Source organism: Achromobacter pulmonis, assembly GCF_902859765.1.
Classification (GTDB): domain Bacteria; phylum Pseudomonadota; class Gammaproteobacteria; order Burkholderiales; family Burkholderiaceae_B; genus Achromobacter; species Achromobacter pulmonis.
In genome coordinates, this window is sequence record NZ_CADIJV010000007.1 from 161,125 (window position 1) to 177,485 (window position 16,361).

Genomic DNA, 16,361 nt, shown 5'->3' on the forward strand with positions numbered 1-16,361 from the left:
GTCCTCAAATGGCCTTGGCCATGCGGTACAGGATGTACGAGCCACCCAGTTGCAGACAGACCGCCGTCATCAGCATCTTGAAGCCGAGCGGGTCGACCCACAGTCCCATGAACAAGTCGTTGTTGGCCACCATGATGAAGCCGGCGATGCCCAGCGGCAGCAGCGCCAGGATCCAGGCCGACAGCCGGATCTCGGCCGAACTGGCCGACAGCTCGGCGCGCGCCTGGCCGATGTCGCGCATGAATGCCGCCATGCGTTCCAGCACCTGGTCGCTGCGGCCGCCAAAGCGCAGCGCCACCGACACCACCGCCGCCACCATGTAGAGCTCCTTCATGTCGTACTGGCGCGAGACCTGCACCAGCGCCGCATCCAGTTCCTTGGCCGAGCGGCTCAGCGCGGCCGCGGTCTCGACCACTTCGCGCAGTGGTTCGTCGGTGGCGGCCGCGGCTGTCTGGAAGGCCGCCGCCATACTGTTGCCGATGGTGACCAGGCGCACGATGTTGTCCAGGAACGCCGGCAGCTGCGACACCCGCCGCCGCTGGCGCCGGTCGGCGCGCAGCCACAGCAGGAAATAGGCGAACACCGACAGCAGCACCAGCGCCACCAGGGCCGACAGCCAGCCCAGGAAAGCCCAGGCCAGCAGCGCCCCCACCACGATGGGCAGGATCAACTTGGCGTAGAAGCCCGGGCTCTGGCGCACCCCGCCCTGCAGCAACAGCATGTCCCAGCGCGAAAAGCCGCTGCGCAGCGCGCGCGCGCCCTGCGCGAACGGCATCTTGCCGCTGACCGGCGCGCCGCGGCTGCGGCGCAACTGATCTTCGAGAAAGGCCGAACTGGCGGCGCGCCGCTGGCCGCTGTTGGCGTGCCGCCACAGCAGCACCGCCGCCAGGGCCAGCACCAGCGCCAGTCCACCGATCACGCCGGCTTGCAGCATCAGCGCCTCCTGCTCCAGAAGCCGCCGCCGTCGGATTCGGGCGGCGCGTTGTCGGGCGGCCGCTGTTCATTGCGCAGCTTGGCCAGCTTGGGGGTATGCGGGTGGATGCCGAGCCAGTTCCAGCGGTCCTTTTCCTCGCCCTCGGGCGTGGTGAAGGATTCGTGGCGGTACAGTTCCTGCGTCGAGATCACGCTATCGCCCATGCCGGTGACTTCCGTGACCGACAGCACCCGGCGCTTGCCGTTGGACAGGCGGCCGATCTGCACAATGAAGTCGAGCGCGCTGGCGATCTGGCGCCGCAGGCTGTCTTCGCTGCCCTGGAAACCAGCAAAGCCGGCCAGCATCTCGATCCGGTACAGGCACTCGCGCGGCGAATTGGCGTGGATGGTGGCCATGGAGCCCTCGTGGCCGGTGTTCATGGCCTGCAGCATGTCCATGACCTCGGCGCCGCGGACTTCGCCCACCACCACGCGATCAGGGCGCATCCGCAGGCTGTTGCGGATCAGCTCGCGGATGCTGACCGCGCCGCTGCCGTCAAAGCCCCCCTGGCGCGATTCCAGCCGCACCACGTGCGGGTGGTTGAGCGACAGTTCCGCCGTGTCCTCCACCGTCACCACGCGTTCGGTCTCGGGAATGAAAAAGGCCATCGCGTTCAGCAGCGAGGTCTTGCCCGAACTGGTGCCGCCGGACACCAGGATGTTGCAGCGGTTCTTTACCGCCTCGTTCAGAAGGCGGTAAATGTCCTCGTCGAAGGTGCCCAGCGTCAGCAGGTCGGCCGGCTTGAGCGGGTCCTGGCGGAATTTCCGGATCGAGACCATCGGGCCATCCACGGCCAGCGGTTCGATCACCACGTTCAGGCGTCCGCCATCGGGCAAGCGCGCGTCCACCATGGGGCTGGATTCGTCCAGCCGGCGTCCGATCGGCGCCAGGATGCGGCGCACGATGCGCAGCACATGCTGGTTGTCGGTGAAACGCAGCGTCTCGCGCGCCAGCACGCCGCGGCGCGAGACGAATACGTTGTCGTAGCCGTTGATGAGAATGTCCTCGACCGCCGGGTCGGCCAGCAGGTCCTCCAGCGGCCCCAGCCCGGCCAGTTCCTTGGTCAGGGCCTCGGCGATCTGACGCATCTCGCCTTCGTTGATCGGCACCCGCCGCAGGCGCACGAAGCTGGCCACTTCGATGTCGACGAACTCCTGGATCGCCGAACGCGCCCAGCGGCCGAACTCCGCGCCCAGTTCCTCGATGCGCGAGAGCAGGTGTTCGTAGGCCGCCGTCTTGACTTCCTGGAAGCGGTTGGATGCCGCGAAGCCCTTGTCGCCATCGCCGCCGAATTCTATGGTCGCTGTCATGATCATGTGGGATCCCGCCGCCTGCGTTACTCGACCACCATGCGGCGGTGCACGCCGGGCAGCCAGGTGGCCAGCCAGCTTGCCCGGCCGCCGGGCGTGTTTTCTTCCGCGCTCAGCTTCTCGGCCAGCGCCTGCACCGCGCGCACGTAGATGTCGCGCTCGGCCTCCTCGTGCAACAGGTGGCCCTGGTTGGTACAGACCATCAGCGCCAGCGTGCGGTCCGGCAGCGTGCCGATCAGATCGAGCTGGAAACGCTCGGCGATCTGCTGCGCCGTCATGCCATAGCGCTCGTCGTAGCGGTTGACGATCAGGCCCAGGCTGCGGCGGTCCACATGCAACTGCTCCAGCTCCTGCAACAGCCCGGCCAACGACACCAGCGCGCCCACGCTCTGGTCGGTGACGATCCAGTTATGCTGCGAGGCGCGCGCCAGGCCGGCGACGAATTCGGGATTGCTGAACCCGCCCGAATCGGCCACCACCACGCCGAAATGCTGGCGCATGCGTTCGAACACCAGCAGCGAATCGGATTGCGACACCTCGCGCATCTGGCTCAGGTCGCGCGGCAGCGCCAGCACGCTCAGGCCATTGGCGGTATGCGACATGGCCGAACTGAGCAAGGTCGAATCGAGGCGGCGCAGGTTGCGCGCGGCCTCGGCGAAATCGAAATCGCCGCCGATGTTCAGGTACAGCTGGCAATCGCCCACCGGCCAGCCCAGGTCCATCAGCGCCACCCGGCTGTCCAGGGGCAAGTGGCTGCCGTTGTCGCTGGCCGGCTTGGCGCCCTTGACGCCCGAAGCCGCGCCGCGCGCGGCGGATTGCTGCTTGAGACGATCCTGCACCATACCCGCCAGGTGCACGGCCAGGGTGCTGGTGCCGACGCCGGGGCGGGCGCCCAGCAGCAGCACGCTGCGGCGCGAGCCATCCATGCGGCCATCGCCGGCCGGCCCGTCCAGCAGGCGCTGCACCACGTCCTTGACTTCCTGCGGCGCCACGGTCGGATCGACGAAGTCGCTGACCCCGGCGCGCAGCGCGGCGATGGCGCCTTCCGGCTGGCTCAGCAGGCCTACCGCGACACGCGGGATCGCCGGCGCGATGCGCGCCAGCAGACGCGCCAGCTCGGCCGACTTGAACAGCTTTCCGGGTTCGTCCTCGCTCAGGGTGAAGTCCAGGAACACCACCTGCGGCTCGATCTCGGCCAGGCGCCTGCCGAATTCTTCGACGCCCGGGACTTCCTGGGTCAACATGCCCATGTCGCCCAGCGCCTGGCCGAGCTGCGCGGCGACGCTGTCGCCCCTGGAACAAAACAGAAACCGATTGCCGTTCTGCAAGCCAACCCACTCCCTGGCATGTGTCTTCATATCGCTCACCGTGAAAAGCCCGGCATTTGCTGCCCGCCCGCAGGCCCCATGAGGTAGTACCCCCAAGCGTTGAACGCGGTATCGGCCGCCTCCTGCCTGGCCCCGGGCAGCGGCAGCGTGACACCGCGCGCAATGGGCCGCACCAGGCGCGGCGTCACCACGATCACCAGCTCGGTGTCCTCCTGGGTGTAATCGACGCTGCGGAAAAACGAACCGATGATGGGCAGGTCGCCCAGCATCGGCACTTTATTGACCAGCGCCCGGGTCTGGCGCGACACCAGGCCGCTGATGACGAAGCTCTCGCCATCGCCCAGTTCCACCGTGGTGTCGGCGCGGCGCGTGCGCAACGCCGGGATCAGCGTGGTCGAATTGGTGCCGTTGGAAACCGCGATGGCATTGCTGTAGTCCAGTTCGCTGGCCTCCGGCGCCACCTTCAGGGCAATGCGCTCGCGCGACAGCACCGTGGGCGTGACGGTCAGGCCGATGCCGAACGGCTTGAACGTCACCGTGGTGGTGCCCAGGCCGCCAGCCTCGGGAATCGGCAGTTCGCCGCCCGCCAGGAAGCTGGCGCTCTGGCCCGTCAGCGCCACCAGCGTAGGCTCGGCCAGCACGCGCGCCATGCCATTGTTCTGCAGCAGCCGCAGGCGCGCGCTGAAATCATTGGAGTCGTAGAACAGCGAGAAGCCCGAGGCCAGCGCCGCACCCTTGTTGAAGCCCAGCGGCGCGGAAAAGCCGTCCGGGGTGATCGAGTTGGTGCCGCCCCACGGACCGCTGCGGCCGGCGAAACTGATGCCGGCCTGCTTCATGACCGAGCGCGAGACCTCGACCACCTTGACCTCGACCTGCACCACGCCGCCCGTGCCGGCGGTCGACACGTCGACCACGTTCTTGCCGCCCACCGTCGCGCTGGCGGCGGCCACCGAGGCCTGGTGCGTCAGTGGCGAGTCGGCCTGGCCCGAGATCACCGCCCGGTCGCCCGCCACGTCGACGTTGGCGCCGCCGGACACGCCCCGCCCGGCCATGACCTGCTGCACCTCGCCGGCGACCCGCAGGTTCCAGCGCTGCGGCGCGGCGTTGGCGCCGGTCCAGACCTGTAACTGCGTGGTTCCGGGCTTCCTGCCATACAGCAGCAACGCCGCCTGGCGCTTGCCGGAGGCCGGCAACACCTTGATGTCGGCCACATCGGGATCGCCGATGGCGATACGCGCCGGCGCGCCGTCCAGCAGGAGCGTCTGCTGGCCTTTGACGCCAACCACGATGTCGCGCGCGGGCGCGCTGGCGCCCGGCGCGGTTTGCAGCGCGGTCTGCGCCAGCGCGGCGCTGCCGCCGGCCATCGCCGCCGCGGCCGACAGGACACAAGTCAGGGTGGTGCGCTGAAATCTCTTCATTTGCTGGATCTGAGTAACAGGTAAGGTCCAGCCGCGGGCGGCACCAGGCCACGCGCAGCCACGTTTCAATAGCGCACGCGCTCGGATTTTTCTCCTCGCAGTATTTCCACGGTCCGGCCGCTGCCGGCGCGGGCCGGCGCGGGCCTGGCAGCCGGGGCCGGCACGGGCTTGGCGGCCGGCGTAGGCGCGTCCAGTTGAGCCAGGCTGTCGCCGGCGTAGGCGCGGTTCGGGCCGCTCTGCAATTGTTCGAGTTGTTCGGCGGTCAGGTCGGCGCGCGCGGGCAGCACGGCGCTGCGCTGCGCGAACAGCCGGGTGTCGGGCTTGCCGTCGTCACCGATCGGCCGCAGCGCCAATTGCAAGCGGCCGGCGCGGCTGGCCAGCATCAGTTCGTTGACATGCTCGACCGGCACGGCCAGCACCGCCGTCCTGGCGGGTTGCCCCGGCGGCCCGGGCAACAGGGATTTTTCCTCGGGGCCGTCCACCGAGGCCGCGCCGTATGCCAGCACGCGCACCTGCGATTGCAGCAAGCGCGCCTGGCCGCCAGGGATCTCCAGGCCCTTTTCCACCACGAAGAACACATCCACCAGGTCCCCCGGCGCAATGCGGTTGGCGCCGCCCACCACCTCGTCGACGGCGATCGCCAGCGCGCGCTCGCCCGGCTTGAGCTGGCGCGCCAGCCCCTGCGCCAGCATGCTCGGCAGCAATGGATCGCCGGCGGCCAGGTCGACCCGCGTATAGGCTCCCTGCAGCGGCTTGATCGAACTGTAGCTGCCCGACAGCGCCACCTGCCATTGATCGATCCTGAGCTGCTTGTCGCCTTCGAGGCGCGTGCCCGCGGGAATCGCCGCGGCCGCCACCACCACGGGATAGCGCTTGACCGGCGCCTCGGCCGGCGCCGGCGGCGTGGTCGCCACCGGGCTGGCCGGCGCCGGCGCGGGTGGCGGCGGCGCCGAGGCCAGCCGCCATGCCACGAACGCCAGCACCAGCCCCGCGGCCAGCAGCACACCCGCGATGATTTTGCTCAGACTGCTCATGGCGCCCCTTGGGAAATTTGCACGATGGCCCTGGACGACAGCCGGGTCGGAATCCAGTTCTTGTCGGTGCCGGGCAACATGGCGATGAACGCCTGGAAGGTCGACAGCACCGGCCAGGCCTGCACGTTGAACGTCATGGCAACGGTGCTGCATTGCGCCGTCTGCCCGCCCGACCCGCTCCAGGCGCAGGGCGCGCTGGTGGTGCGGCAGGCAACCGCCGAGCCGCTGCCGAACACGCTCATCGCCGCCGAACAGGCCGCGCCGGGCACGTCCGCCTCGCCGGCAAAGCGCGCGTGGACCGCGGCGCGCGCGCCCTCGGAGGCGGCCGCGGCCAGCTGCTGCTGCATCCAGAACAGCACGCCATAGCCGACCACGGCGCAGACGAACATCAGCAGCATGGTCACCATCAACGAGAATTCGAGCGTGGCGATGCCGCGCTGGCGGCGCCCGTGGCCGCGCATGGCGGGAGCGGCGGCGCGCGCGGCCATCAGTTGCTCCCGTCCAGGGCATTGCCCAGATGGACCGTGGCGCGCGCGCTGAGCACGCTGGAAGGCGGCATCAGGGCCTGGGCCAGAAAGGGGAAATTGGGAATCAGCGGATTGGCGCCGTAGGGGTAGCTGACCGTCACTTCGATCTGGTCGGCGCTGAGCGGCTGGCCGCTGCAGGCGCCGCCGGCGGCGCTGCTGAGTGTGCCCGCGGCCCCGCACACCGCCACGGCGACGGCGGCCGAGGACATGGTGGTGATCCAGCCGGCGCGGTCCAGCGCGATATCGCGGCCGGCGTTGGCGCGCATGGCCAGCGAGGTGGCGCCCGGCTGCCATTGCAGCACTTTGCGCGCGCCGTCCTGCGCGGCCAGGGTGACCGAGTGCTGCGCGGTGAACACCAGTGCGTACGTCAGGATGGCGTAGAACACCAGGAAGAACACCACGAATACCAGTCCGAATTCAAGGGAATAAACGCCACGCTGAGGGCGGCCAGGCCGAGGTAGGCGCCGTAGGGGATCTGACGGGCCCGAAGCGGCAACGTCCGGCTGCGGGCGATGAACCGGTAGAGCAAGGCATGCAGGCCGGCCAGCAGGCTGGCGGCCACTAGCGTCATCGACAAGGGAGCAAAGCCCATCAAGAGGCCGAGGATGGCGATCGCCTTGACGTCGCCCGCGCCCATCAGGCGCCGGGTCCAAAGGGGAAAGAAGGGCAATGCCAGCGCAAAGCCGGCGAGCGCCATGGACCAGCTGGTCCAGCGCGGCGGGTAGCTCCAGGCCGGCACCAGCCATGCGGCCAGCAACCACAGCGCCTGTCCCGCGAATCCCGCGACGATGAGCGAGTTGGGTACGCGGCGATAGCGCAGATCGGTGTATATCAACACCAGATTCCAGCATGCGAACAACAGCCACCACAGCACTTCCCCTGGATACAAGGCAGGACCTTCCGACGGTTTCGGATTCAACAACGGGAGTGTCCGTCCAGACGAACACCGTCTCCTTTCTCTGACCGACTGGCAAAGCCGGGCCGCGCCCGGCGCTCACGCCGCCGGGCGCAACGCCGTCAACCCGCAACCGCCTCGATCCGCCGCGCGGCAAACGCAGTCAACATCGATTCCGCGCCAGGCGCGGCGGCCGGCCCGGCCGCCCGGCGTTGCCTGGCCACGGCCAGGCCCGCCGGCAACCGGCCGGGCCCCGCGGCCTCACGTGGAGGCAGCGGCGAGCTTGGCCTGCAGCGACGTGAACAGGCCGCTGAGCGCGCCCGTGAATGTCGCCAAAGCCGCCACCAGCGCCACCGCGATGGTGCCCGCGATCAGCCCGTATTCCAGGGCGGTAATGCCATCTTCGTCGTTCCAGAACTGCGCAAGTTTCGCTTTCATGTCGAGCTCCTGAGGTCTCGCTTGATGATCGAGCCAAGCCGCCGGGACGGCACTGGCCCCCTAAGCCCGGAACTGCCGGTGCGCTGGCGTGTTCCACACCCTCGCCCCTTCCGGGTACCGCAAAGCCTGTGGACAGGCCCTCAACCCGGCCCCAGGGTGGAGCCGGGCGTCCTGCCCGGCTCCACCGCGGGGACCGATTCAATGATCGAATCGATGCGTTGCGCCAGGCGCGCGCGGAACCGGCGCGAGGCACGCTGCAGATGCCAGCGCATCACCAGCAACATGACCACCGACAACCCGAACGCGATGTACGGCAGCATCACGCCGCCGATCTGCATGCTGGAAAAATCGCGCGGGGCGGTACAGACCACGGTGCCGGCCGCGGCGCCGGTGTAATGCATGCCGCACACCGCGATCGCCATCAAAACAGCCGCCGCGGCGCGCTGAAACTCGTTCTGCGTATTGAAAGCCAGCCACAGCGCGGCTGACGCGGCAATTACCGCTATCAATACCGATAAAACAACCATCGGCAGGTTCCACATGAATATCGCCGGCATGCGCATGGCGCTGATGCCCACATAATGCATCGCCGCCACGCCAAGGCCGGCGGCCACGCCACCGACCAGGCAACGCATAAATGTGAAGCGGTCACGGCCTACATACCAGAAGGCCCAGCCGGAAAACCCTGCCGCCACCACGAAACTGAGCACCGTCATACCGACCTGGTAACTCACGCTGAACGGCAGCTCCTGGGCCTGCATGCCGATGAAATGCATGCTCCAGATACCGACGCCGCCCATCGCCAGGGCGCCGATGATGATGTAACCGATGCGGATCTCGCCGTCCTGCGTTTCGGCACGGATGCCGACCGCGGCCAGCAGCGCCACATAGGAGCCGAGCACCGCGATCAGGAACGAAAGCCCCACCAGACCGGCATTGAACGAAAGCGGAACGATGTCGCCCGGATTCATGCGCGCCCCCCGTGAACAGGCCGCCGGCAAGTCATTGCGGGCGCGCTGCTTTCGACGATTCTGTTGCGGTCATCCTGGTCCATCTGCGGACTCCCGAGAGCCTGTAAACCTGATGTGTTTTGAAACGTTTATATAGTCTTATCTATTAACAATTAATACACATCAGGGTTTGTACCAGTATTCACAACACTGCGACGGCTTACTTGTAACGAATATTCTGAAATTCACCGACACCATTTTCCCGTATGCAGGAAAACGCGAGATCGGCGTTGCCACAATTGCATTTCATTGCGCTCTGTTGTTATATCCAGTTCCCAGGCAGTCACAATGAAATAATTTGTCATTGCCTCCCCGCGCTGGCAACATACCGCCTGTGCGGCGCGCGACCGGGTTTAGTTATACGGCGGCCGCATATATCCAAGTCTTATTCGGACGATTTATCCGGAGCCTGTTTAAACGGCGCTTGCGGCAAACAAGAGACACCACGGCATGAGACGCACGCTTCCTGCAAGTCCGCTTTCCCTCGCCTTGATCTGCATGTTGGCCCCCCTGGGCGCGGCGCACGCCGACGGCCCATTGCGCGGCAACCCGGTGGATGCCCTGCCCCAGATCGAGCGCCCGCCCAGCGCCACCCAGCCGCCGCCGGTGGTGCAGACGCAGACACCGGAACAACGGGCGCTGCAGGCGCGCCTGGCGCAGCGCATCGTGCCGCGGCATTTCGATGTCACCGGCGTGCATGCGATACCGTTCGAGGACGTGGCCGCGTTGCTTTCGCCGCTGTCGGGCAAGGAGATCAGCCTGGGCGAGCTGGTGCAGCAGGTCGACAAGATCACGCAGCTGTACCGCGAGCGCGGCTATCCCCTGTCGTTCGCGCTGGTACAGAACCAGAACTTCGCCAACGGCCTGGTGGTGGTGACCGTGGTCGAGGGCTACATCGGCACGGTGCGCATCGAGGGCGACATCGGCAACGCGCAGGACCGCCTGGAATCGCTGGCCGAGCCGCTCAAGCAGGAAAAGCCGCTGCAGCAGGCCACGCTGGAGCGCGTGCTGAATCTGATGCGCACGGTGCCCGGCGTGAAATTCACGCCCTCGCTGGACCTGCCGCGCCGCGCCGACGGCGCTACCGAACTGGTGCTGGCGGCATCGCGCCAACCGGTCAGCCTGACCGGCGGCGTGGCGGACCTGGGCACCGGCATGCAGCCCCTGGTCAACGTCGCCACCAACAGCCTCACCCCGCTGGGCGAACAGGTCAAGCTGACGGCGTCGGTGCCGTTCAATACCGACGACGTCAAATACGTGTCCGGCGAAATCCGCGTGCCGCTGGGCAACGACGGCCTGGCGGTCAAGGTGGATGGCTACCACTATGACGCGCGGCCCAAGGACGAGGCGATCGAATACCTGGGCTTCAATCGCCGGGTCAAGAACGACCGCATCGGCATCGGCATCAGCTACCCGTTCCTGCTGAACAACACCCGCTCGCTGACCGGCACGCTGGGGGTGTACGCCGCCAACTCGAAGGACCGCTATGAGGCCAAGGCATCCGACCGCTGGTTGCAGCAGGATGCCCAAGTGCGCGCGGCCAACCTCGAAATGCGCTATATCCAGGTGTCGGAATCCATGACTTCCGACGTGACGCTGGCGGTCGCCAAGGGCTTCGACGCCGCCGGCGCCAAGAAGGAGATCAACACCAACTACGGCTATTCGGCGGTGCCGGTGCTCGACCTGGATTTCACCCGCTACAACCTGAATGCCAAGCAGACTTTCGCGCTGCCGGCGCAGTTCGGCCTGACCCTGTCCGGCGCCGCGCAGTACTCCAGCAACATCCTGCCGTCGTCCGAACAGGTGTCTTTCGGCAGTTGGCGCTACGCGATGGGTTATCCGCAAGGCGAGCAGAGCGGCGACAAGGGCGTCGGGGTTTCGGCCGAGGTGAATCGCCGCTTCGGTATCGGCTGGCAATATCTGACCAATGTGCAGCCGTATGCGCTGATCGACTATGCGCGCACCTGGTACAACAATTCGAGCCTGCAGCAATTGAATCAGCGCCATCTGTCTTCGGTGGCCCTGGGGCTGCGCTTTACCGACGACAAGTACTATCTGTTTGATTTCAACGTGGCCAAACCGATTGGCTCGGCCACCGTCAACAACAATCGCGACGTGCGTTTCAACGCCAATTACTCGCTGTATTACGACGCCTTCTGAGGCGCCGCGCCGATGATCCCGCGCCTGTTGCGACAGGCGCTTTTTTTTGCCTGTTGCACACACCGCGTTACGTAACGTCGCCCGTAACGTAACGGCTGATACGGGCTCGAACGTAACATTCGCAGGCTGCGCGTGATCGTAAAAATGGGGGATTCTCAATATTGGTACAAACCCTCTGTTTTATATTTAACTAATTGATTTTAAACGATTTTTTATAAACAAAAATCAACCCAAAAAAGGACTCGAACGGCATTCGGAAAATATTGGCATGGTTTATGCGTGTAGGGATGTATCGGGCAGTTTCGCCGCCTGACACATCCCCCACAGGAGCTCGCCATGAATGCCAAGATTGAAACGCAACGCGTACAACGTATTCTGACTTCCACCGTTATGGCAGCCGCGCTGATGAGCGCCCTGGCCGCGTGCGGCGGTGGTGGTGGTGGTAGCGACAAGAGTTCGGCCTCCCTGCCCGGCACGAATGTGCCGACCAACCCGGGCGGCCCGAGCGATCCGAACAACCCGAATAACCCGACCGATCCCGTCACCACGGGTTTGCTGCAAACCACGCTGGGTAATACCGGCGGCGCTGTCGACAATGCCCTGCCCCTGAATCTGGACACCACGCTGGGTGGGGTCGGCAAGGCGCTCGATCCGACCGTCAAGCCGGTGGTCGACACGGTGGTGGGTCTGACCCAGCAAGTGGGCGCGACCACCGGTCTGGGCCAGCCGGTCGACGGCACCGTCCAGCAAGTGGGCGGCCTGGTCCAGGACCTGGGCACCACGGTCAAGGGCACCGGCCTGCCCGGCGGCCTGAGCAGCGGCGTCGGTGGCCTGGTCGAAGGCCTGGGCAAGACGGTCGCCAGCACCGGCGGCCTGCTCAATGCCGACCCGCAGAATCCGCAACCGCTGACCACTATCCTGGGCAACGCCACCAACGCGGTGGGCGCGCTGACCGCCGGCCTGTCGGGCCAGGGCGGCCTGCTGAACCCGGTCAACCAGTTGGTCGGCGGCGTCACCGGCGGCGTGCTCGACGGCCCGTCCAAGCCCTTGCTGGAACCGGCCCTGGCCAATGTCGGCAAGACCGTCGACAACGTGCTGCCGCTGGGCCTGCAGCCGACGCTGGGCGGCCTGGGCGCGGCCCTCGACCCCACCGCCAGCCCGCTGGCCGGGACCGTGGTCGGCCTGACGCAGCAAGTCGGCGCCACGACCAAGTTGGGCACGCCGGTGGCCGGTCTGCTCAACACCCTGGGCGGCACGGTCAGCAATCTCGGCACGCAGTTGCCCGGCGGTGATGTCGCCGGCCTGAACGGCGTGCTGCAGGGCCTGGGCGGCGCGGTCAGCAGTGCCGGCGGCCTGCTGAACGCCACGCCGGGCAACACCAACCCGCTCGGCAACACACTGGCCAATGCCACGGGCGCGGTCGCGTCCCTGACCAGCGGCCTGGGCCTGGGTGGCGCGGTCGGCGGCAACAATGGCGGCCTGCTCAGCCCCATCACCGGCATCCTGGGCGGCGTGACCGGCGGCGCCGGTGGCGCCAATGGCGGCCTGCTGGCCCCGGTGACCGGCCTGCTGGGCGGCGTCACTGGCAACCTCGGCGGCGCCACGGGCGGCGCGGCCAACGGCGGCCTGCTCGGCGGCCTGCTGGGTGGCGTGACGGGCGCCACGGGCGGCACCGCGGGTGGCGGCACCACGGGCGCCAACGGCGGCCTGCTGGGCGGTCTGCTGGGCGGACTGACGGGCGGCGGCACGGCCAGCGCCGGCGGCAGCGGTTCCTCCGCGGGTTCGGCCAGCAATGGCGGCCTGCTCGGCGGCCTGCTGGGCGGCGTGACGGCCGGCGTCAACGGCGGCACCAGCAGCGGCAGCGGCTCGACCAACGGCGGCCTGCTGGGCGGCTTGCTGGGCGGCCTGACGGCCAACAAGTGATCAACCGGTCCGTGAGGGAGCGACGCCATGCTGCAACAAGAAACCATCGTCCACCATGAGCATGTCACAGTGATGCCTGAATCCCGCCATAACGATCTGCGACCGGGAACGCTCGACGACATCGCCCTGATGCTGGGCCGGCAGTTCGCCGTGTACAACGCGGCGTGCCAGTCGGCCCTGGCGGAGAAACTGGGTATCCCCCTGGCGGATCTGAAGGCGCTGGAATTGGTCATGGAGTTCGATGCCCTGCCCACCGGGCAACTGGCCCAGTTGATGGGCATCAGCTCCGGCGGCGCCACCGCCTTGATCAACCGTCTGGAAGCGGCCGGCTATGTGCAGCGGGGCCGCCATCCGCTGGATCGTCGCATGATCGTGATCCGGCCGGTCGAGGAGCAATGTCAGCAATTGGCCCAGGAGCGCCAATGGGTGGCCGAAGCAGTGGTGTTGATGGCCCGGCGCTACGACGCCAGCGAGCTGGAGGTGGTGCATGCCTTCCTGGCGCAGTGCGTGCGCGCCCTGCGGCACGACACGCTGGTCTGGCTGGAAACCCGCAACGCCCACGACTGAACGCCGCCGCGCAGGCAGGCCGCGCCCCGGTTCGCAAGGACCGGGGCGTATTTCATGGGGCCGGCCCCGCGGGCGCGGCGTGGCCAGGGATCGGGCCGGGAACCCGCCGACGCGCCTCAGGCCGAGCCGAATTGCAGGCGCGGCACCGCCTGAAGCAATCGGCGCGTCATGTCCTGGCGCGGCGCGTGCAGCACCGCGTCGGCCTCGCCCAGCTCGACGATGCGGCCGCCGTCCATCACCGCGATGCGGTCGGCCAGGTATTCGACCACGCCGAAGTTGTGGGTGATGAACAGGTAGGCGATGCCCAGCTCGTCCTGCAGCTCGCGCAGCAGGTCCAGGATCTGCGCCTGCACCGACACGTCCAGCGCCGAGGTCGGCTCGTCGCAGATCAGCACCTTCGGTTCCACCGCCAGCGCGCGCGCGATAGCGATGCGCTGGCGCTGCCCCCCGGAGAACTCGTGCGGATAACGGGCCAGCGTGTCGGCCGGCAGGCCGACACGCTCGATCAGCCGGGCGGCGCGCTCGCGGCGTTCGCGCGCGGCCATGCCGCGGCGCAGGGACGCCAGGCCTTCGTCGAGGATGTCGCCGACCCGCATGCGCGGATCGAGCGACGCATAGGGGTCCTGGAACACGATCTGGATGTCCTGACGCAGGCGCTGCAAGCGGGCGCGGTCGGCGGTCAGCAGGTCCTGTCCCTGCAGCATGGCGCGGCCGGCGATATGGGCGCCATCGATCAGGCGCAGCAGCGCCTTGCCGGTGGTGGTCTTGCCGCATCCCGATTCGCCCAGCAGCGCCAGGGTTTCGCCGGCGCGCAGCGTGAAGGTCACGCCATCGACCGCCTTGACCCACGACGCCACGCGCCGCAGCGGCCCCTTGCGCACCGGGTAATGGACTTTCAGGTCCTGCACGTCCAGCACCACCCCCGGTTCGCGCGCGCGGCCTCGGCGCGTGTCCGTCTCTGCCGCCGCGGCCGCGCGGCCGGCCTCGCTGAGCGGCCGGCCACGCTTGCCGAAGGTGGGAATGGCGTCGAACAGCTGGCGCGCATAGGGGTGCTTGGGCGCGCGAAAGAATTCCTCGGCGTCGGCGCTCTCGACGATCTCGCCGCCGCGCATCAGGGCCACGTGGTGGGCGACATTGCGCACCACCGCCAGGTCATGGGTGATGAGCAGCACGGCCATACCGATCTCGCGCTGGATGTCGGCCAGCAGCGCCAGCACCTGCGCCTGCACGGTAACGTCGAGCGCGGTGGTGGGTTCATCGGCGATCAGCAGCAACGGCTCGGCCGCCAACGCGATGGCGATCATGACGCGCTGCTTCTGGCCGCCGGAGAACTGGAACGGATAATCGTCGATGCGCCGCTCCGGCTCCGCGATGCCGACCCGCCGCAGCCAGTCGATGGCGCGGGCGCGGGCCGCGGCGCCGCGCAGCGGCGTGTGCGCCACCAGCGTCTCGATGATCTGGTCGCCGACCCGCATGACCGGGTTGAGGCTGGTGGCGGGTTCCTGGAAGATGATGCCGATGCGACCGCCGCGCACGCCGCGCATCGCGCTTTCGGGCAGGCGGTTGAGGTCTTCGCCATCCAGGTCGATCTGGCCGCCGACGATGCGGCCGGCGTCCGGCAGCAGGCGCAACAGCGCCAGCGCGGTCATGCTCTTGCCGCAACCGGACTCGCCCACCAGCGCGAACGTCTCGCGCCGCGAAATCGCCAGCTCCAGCCGCTTGACCGCGTGCGTCATGCCGCTCTCGCCGGCGATGTCGACGTCCAGGCCGCGCACCGCCAGCAAGGGCGCGTCCTGGCGGATATCCTGGCTCATGGCGTGTCTCCCGGCTTGACGGCGCGGGCATCGGCCGCGAGGACCGCGCCCCGACGGCGGCCGAACCCGCCGACGCTGGGCGGGCGGGCCGGCTTGTAGCGGCGGGTGCGCGGATCGAAGGCATCGCGCACCGCGTCGGCGAACAGGTTGGCGGCCAGCACCAGCGCCAGCATGAAGAGAAACGCGGTCATCAGGTTCCACCAGATCATCGGGTCGCGCGACATTTCCAGCCGCGCGCCGTCGATCATCGAGCCAAAGGAATTCATGCTGGGATCGACGCCGATGCCCAGGTACGACAGCACCGCCTCGTACAGCACCAGGCCAGAGAATTCCAGCACCACGGTGATCAGCACCAGATGCGCGACGTTGGGCAGCAGGTGGCGCGTCATGATGCGCCAGTGCGACACGCCGAACGCGCGCGCAGCCTGCACGTACTCCAGTTCGCGCAGCTTGAGGGTCTCGGCGCGCAGCAGGCGGCACAGGCCGGCCCAGCCGGTGAAGCCGAGGATCATGCACAGCAGGAACAGGCGCAGGTCTGCGCGCGCGGCCGACGTGTCGAACAGGTCGGCGTGGTTGTCGATGTAGACCTGCATCATCAAGGCGCAGGCGGCCACCAGCAGCACGCCCGGGATCGAGGTGATGGTGGTGTAGAGATATTGGATGGCGTCGTCGACCTTGCCCTTGAAGTAGCCGGCCGCGATGCCGAACACGATGGCCGGCGGCAGCATCGCCAGCGTGGTCAGGCTGCCGATGACCAGCGCCGTGCGCACGCTCTTGAGCGCTTGCCAGAGCACGTCGTTGCCGATGCGGTCGGTGCCCAGCGCGTGATAGCCGCTGGACAGGCCGGCCAGCGCCCCCGCCACCAGGCATAGCAAAGTGAAGGTGACGGCCATGGCGCGCCACGGCACCTCGGCGCGCCCGCCCAGCAGGGCCTCGGCCGCCGCCGCCGCGCCGCCGCGCCGCG

Annotated in this window: 15 protein-coding genes; 3 read left to right on the plus strand and 12 right to left on the minus strand. The window is 67.9% G+C overall.

The annotated features are described in order from the left end of the window. Window positions 1–4 precede the first annotated feature (4 nt). The 10 genes from HV701_RS08960 to HV701_RS09005 all read right to left on the minus strand — a co-directional run bounded on the left by HV701_RS08960 (window position 5) and on the right by HV701_RS09005 (window position 8,894). Window positions 5–934: a type II secretion system F family protein gene (locus tag HV701_RS08960; protein WP_175132716.1), complete on the minus strand. Its 930-nt coding sequence runs from the start codon at window positions 932–934 to the stop codon at window positions 5–7. Next, window positions 934–2,289 (minus strand): TadA family conjugal transfer-associated ATPase, encoded by a 1,356-nt coding sequence (locus tag HV701_RS08965; RefSeq protein ID WP_175132717.1) that lies wholly within the window; start codon window positions 2,287–2,289, stop codon window positions 934–936. The genes HV701_RS08960 and HV701_RS08965 overlap by 1 nt, the downstream gene beginning before the upstream one ends. Window positions 2,290–2,309: 20 nt before the next feature. Next, window positions 2,310–3,650, minus strand: coding sequence for a pilus assembly protein CpaE (locus tag HV701_RS08970; RefSeq protein WP_175132718.1), 1,341 nt, complete (start codon window positions 3,648–3,650; stop codon window positions 2,310–2,312). Further along, window positions 3,647–5,029, minus strand: a complete 1,383-nt coding sequence (locus HV701_RS08975; protein WP_175132719.1) for a type II and III secretion system protein family protein — start codon at window positions 5,027–5,029, stop codon at window positions 3,647–3,649. Before HV701_RS08975 ends, HV701_RS08970 begins: the two co-directional genes overlap by 4 nt. 65 nt (window positions 5,030–5,094) lie before the next feature. Further along, window positions 5,095–6,063, minus strand: coding sequence for a Flp pilus assembly protein CpaB (gene cpaB / locus HV701_RS08980; protein ID WP_175132720.1), 969 nt, complete (start codon window positions 6,061–6,063; stop codon window positions 5,095–5,097). Further along, window positions 6,060–6,551 carry a TadE/TadG family type IV pilus assembly protein gene (locus tag HV701_RS08985; RefSeq protein ID WP_175132721.1) on the minus strand — a complete coding sequence of 164 codons (492 nt, stop codon included), beginning with the start codon at window positions 6,549–6,551 and terminating at the stop codon, window positions 6,060–6,062. The genes cpaB and HV701_RS08985 overlap by 4 nt, the downstream gene beginning before the upstream one ends. Beyond that, window positions 6,551–6,991 carry a TadE family protein gene (locus tag HV701_RS08990; protein WP_236756132.1) on the minus strand — a complete coding sequence of 147 codons (441 nt, stop codon included), beginning with the start codon at window positions 6,989–6,991 and terminating at the stop codon, window positions 6,551–6,553. The genes HV701_RS08985 and HV701_RS08990 overlap by 1 nt, the downstream gene beginning before the upstream one ends. Next, on the minus strand, window positions 6,958–7,479 hold the full coding sequence (locus HV701_RS08995) for an A24 family peptidase (protein ID WP_254595146.1): 522 nt from the start codon (window positions 7,477–7,479) through the stop codon (window positions 6,958–6,960). Before HV701_RS08995 ends, HV701_RS08990 begins: the two co-directional genes overlap by 34 nt. 267 nt (window positions 7,480–7,746) lie before the next feature. Continuing rightward, a complete protein-coding gene (locus tag HV701_RS09000; protein WP_175132722.1) occupies window positions 7,747–7,923 on the minus strand; it encodes a Flp family type IVb pilin in 177 nt (58 codons plus the stop codon). 140 nt (window positions 7,924–8,063) lie between these two features. Further along, a complete protein-coding gene (locus tag HV701_RS09005) occupies window positions 8,064–8,894 on the minus strand; it encodes an MHYT domain-containing protein (protein WP_175132723.1) in 831 nt (276 codons plus the stop codon). A 537-nt stretch (window positions 8,895–9,431) separates the two neighbouring features. Between HV701_RS09005 and HV701_RS09010 the strand changes: the two genes are divergently transcribed. The 3 genes from HV701_RS09010 (at window position 9,432) to HV701_RS09020 (ending at window position 13,583) form a co-directional block, all read left to right on the plus strand. Then, window positions 9,432–11,093 carry a ShlB/FhaC/HecB family hemolysin secretion/activation protein gene (locus HV701_RS09010; RefSeq protein ID WP_419761605.1) on the plus strand — a complete coding sequence of 554 codons (1,662 nt, stop codon included), beginning with the start codon at window positions 9,432–9,434 and terminating at the stop codon, window positions 11,091–11,093. Window positions 11,094–11,429: 336 nt separating this feature from the next. Continuing rightward, window positions 11,430–13,016, plus strand: coding sequence for a collagen-like triple helix repeat-containing protein (locus HV701_RS09015; RefSeq protein WP_175132725.1), 1,587 nt, complete (start codon window positions 11,430–11,432; stop codon window positions 13,014–13,016). Between the two features lie 27 nt (window positions 13,017–13,043). Next, on the plus strand, window positions 13,044–13,583 hold the full coding sequence (locus HV701_RS09020) for a MarR family winged helix-turn-helix transcriptional regulator (protein WP_175132726.1): 540 nt from the start codon (window positions 13,044–13,046) through the stop codon (window positions 13,581–13,583). A 116-nt stretch (window positions 13,584–13,699) separates the two neighbouring features. Here the strand turns inward: HV701_RS09020 and HV701_RS09025 are convergent, their stop codons facing one another. Next, window positions 13,700–15,385, minus strand: coding sequence for an ABC transporter ATP-binding protein (locus HV701_RS09025; RefSeq protein ID WP_175132738.1), 1,686 nt, complete (start codon window positions 15,383–15,385; stop codon window positions 13,700–13,702). Window positions 15,386–15,393: 8 nt separating this feature from the next. Further along, the coding region (locus HV701_RS09030) for an ABC transporter permease (protein WP_175132727.1) at window positions 15,394–16,361 on the minus strand (968 nt) is incomplete at its 5' end.

Excerpts from the sequence above, each read along its gene's own strand:
- HV701_RS08965 (WP_175132717.1), bottom strand. The coding sequence starts at position 2,289 with ATGATCATGACAGCGACCATAGAATTCGGCGGCGATGGCGACAAGGGC.
- HV701_RS09010 (WP_419761605.1), top strand. The coding sequence starts at position 9,432 with ATGTTGGCCCCCCTGGGCGCGGCGCACGCCGACGGCCCATTGCGCGGC.
- HV701_RS08975 (WP_175132719.1), bottom strand. The coding sequence starts at position 5,029 with ATGAAGAGATTTCAGCGCACCACCCTGACTTGTGTCCTGTCGGCCGCG.
- HV701_RS09015 (WP_175132725.1), top strand. The coding sequence starts at position 11,430 with ATGAATGCCAAGATTGAAACGCAACGCGTACAACGTATTCTGACTTCC.
- HV701_RS09005 (WP_175132723.1), bottom strand. The coding sequence starts at position 8,894 with ATGAATCCGGGCGACATCGTTCCGCTTTCGTTCAATGCCGGTCTGGTG.
- HV701_RS09000 (WP_175132722.1), bottom strand. The coding sequence starts at position 7,923 with ATGAAAGCGAAACTTGCGCAGTTCTGGAACGACGAAGATGGCATTACC.
- HV701_RS08960 (WP_175132716.1), bottom strand. The coding sequence starts at position 934 with ATGCTGCAAGCCGGCGTGATCGGTGGACTGGCGCTGGTGCTGGCCCTG.
- HV701_RS08985 (WP_175132721.1), bottom strand. The coding sequence starts at position 6,551 with ATGGCCGCGCGCGCCGCCGCTCCCGCCATGCGCGGCCACGGGCGCCGC.
- cpaB (WP_175132720.1), bottom strand. The coding sequence starts at position 6,063 with ATGAGCAGTCTGAGCAAAATCATCGCGGGTGTGCTGCTGGCCGCGGGG.
- HV701_RS09020 (WP_175132726.1), top strand. The coding sequence starts at position 13,044 with ATGCTGCAACAAGAAACCATCGTCCACCATGAGCATGTCACAGTGATG.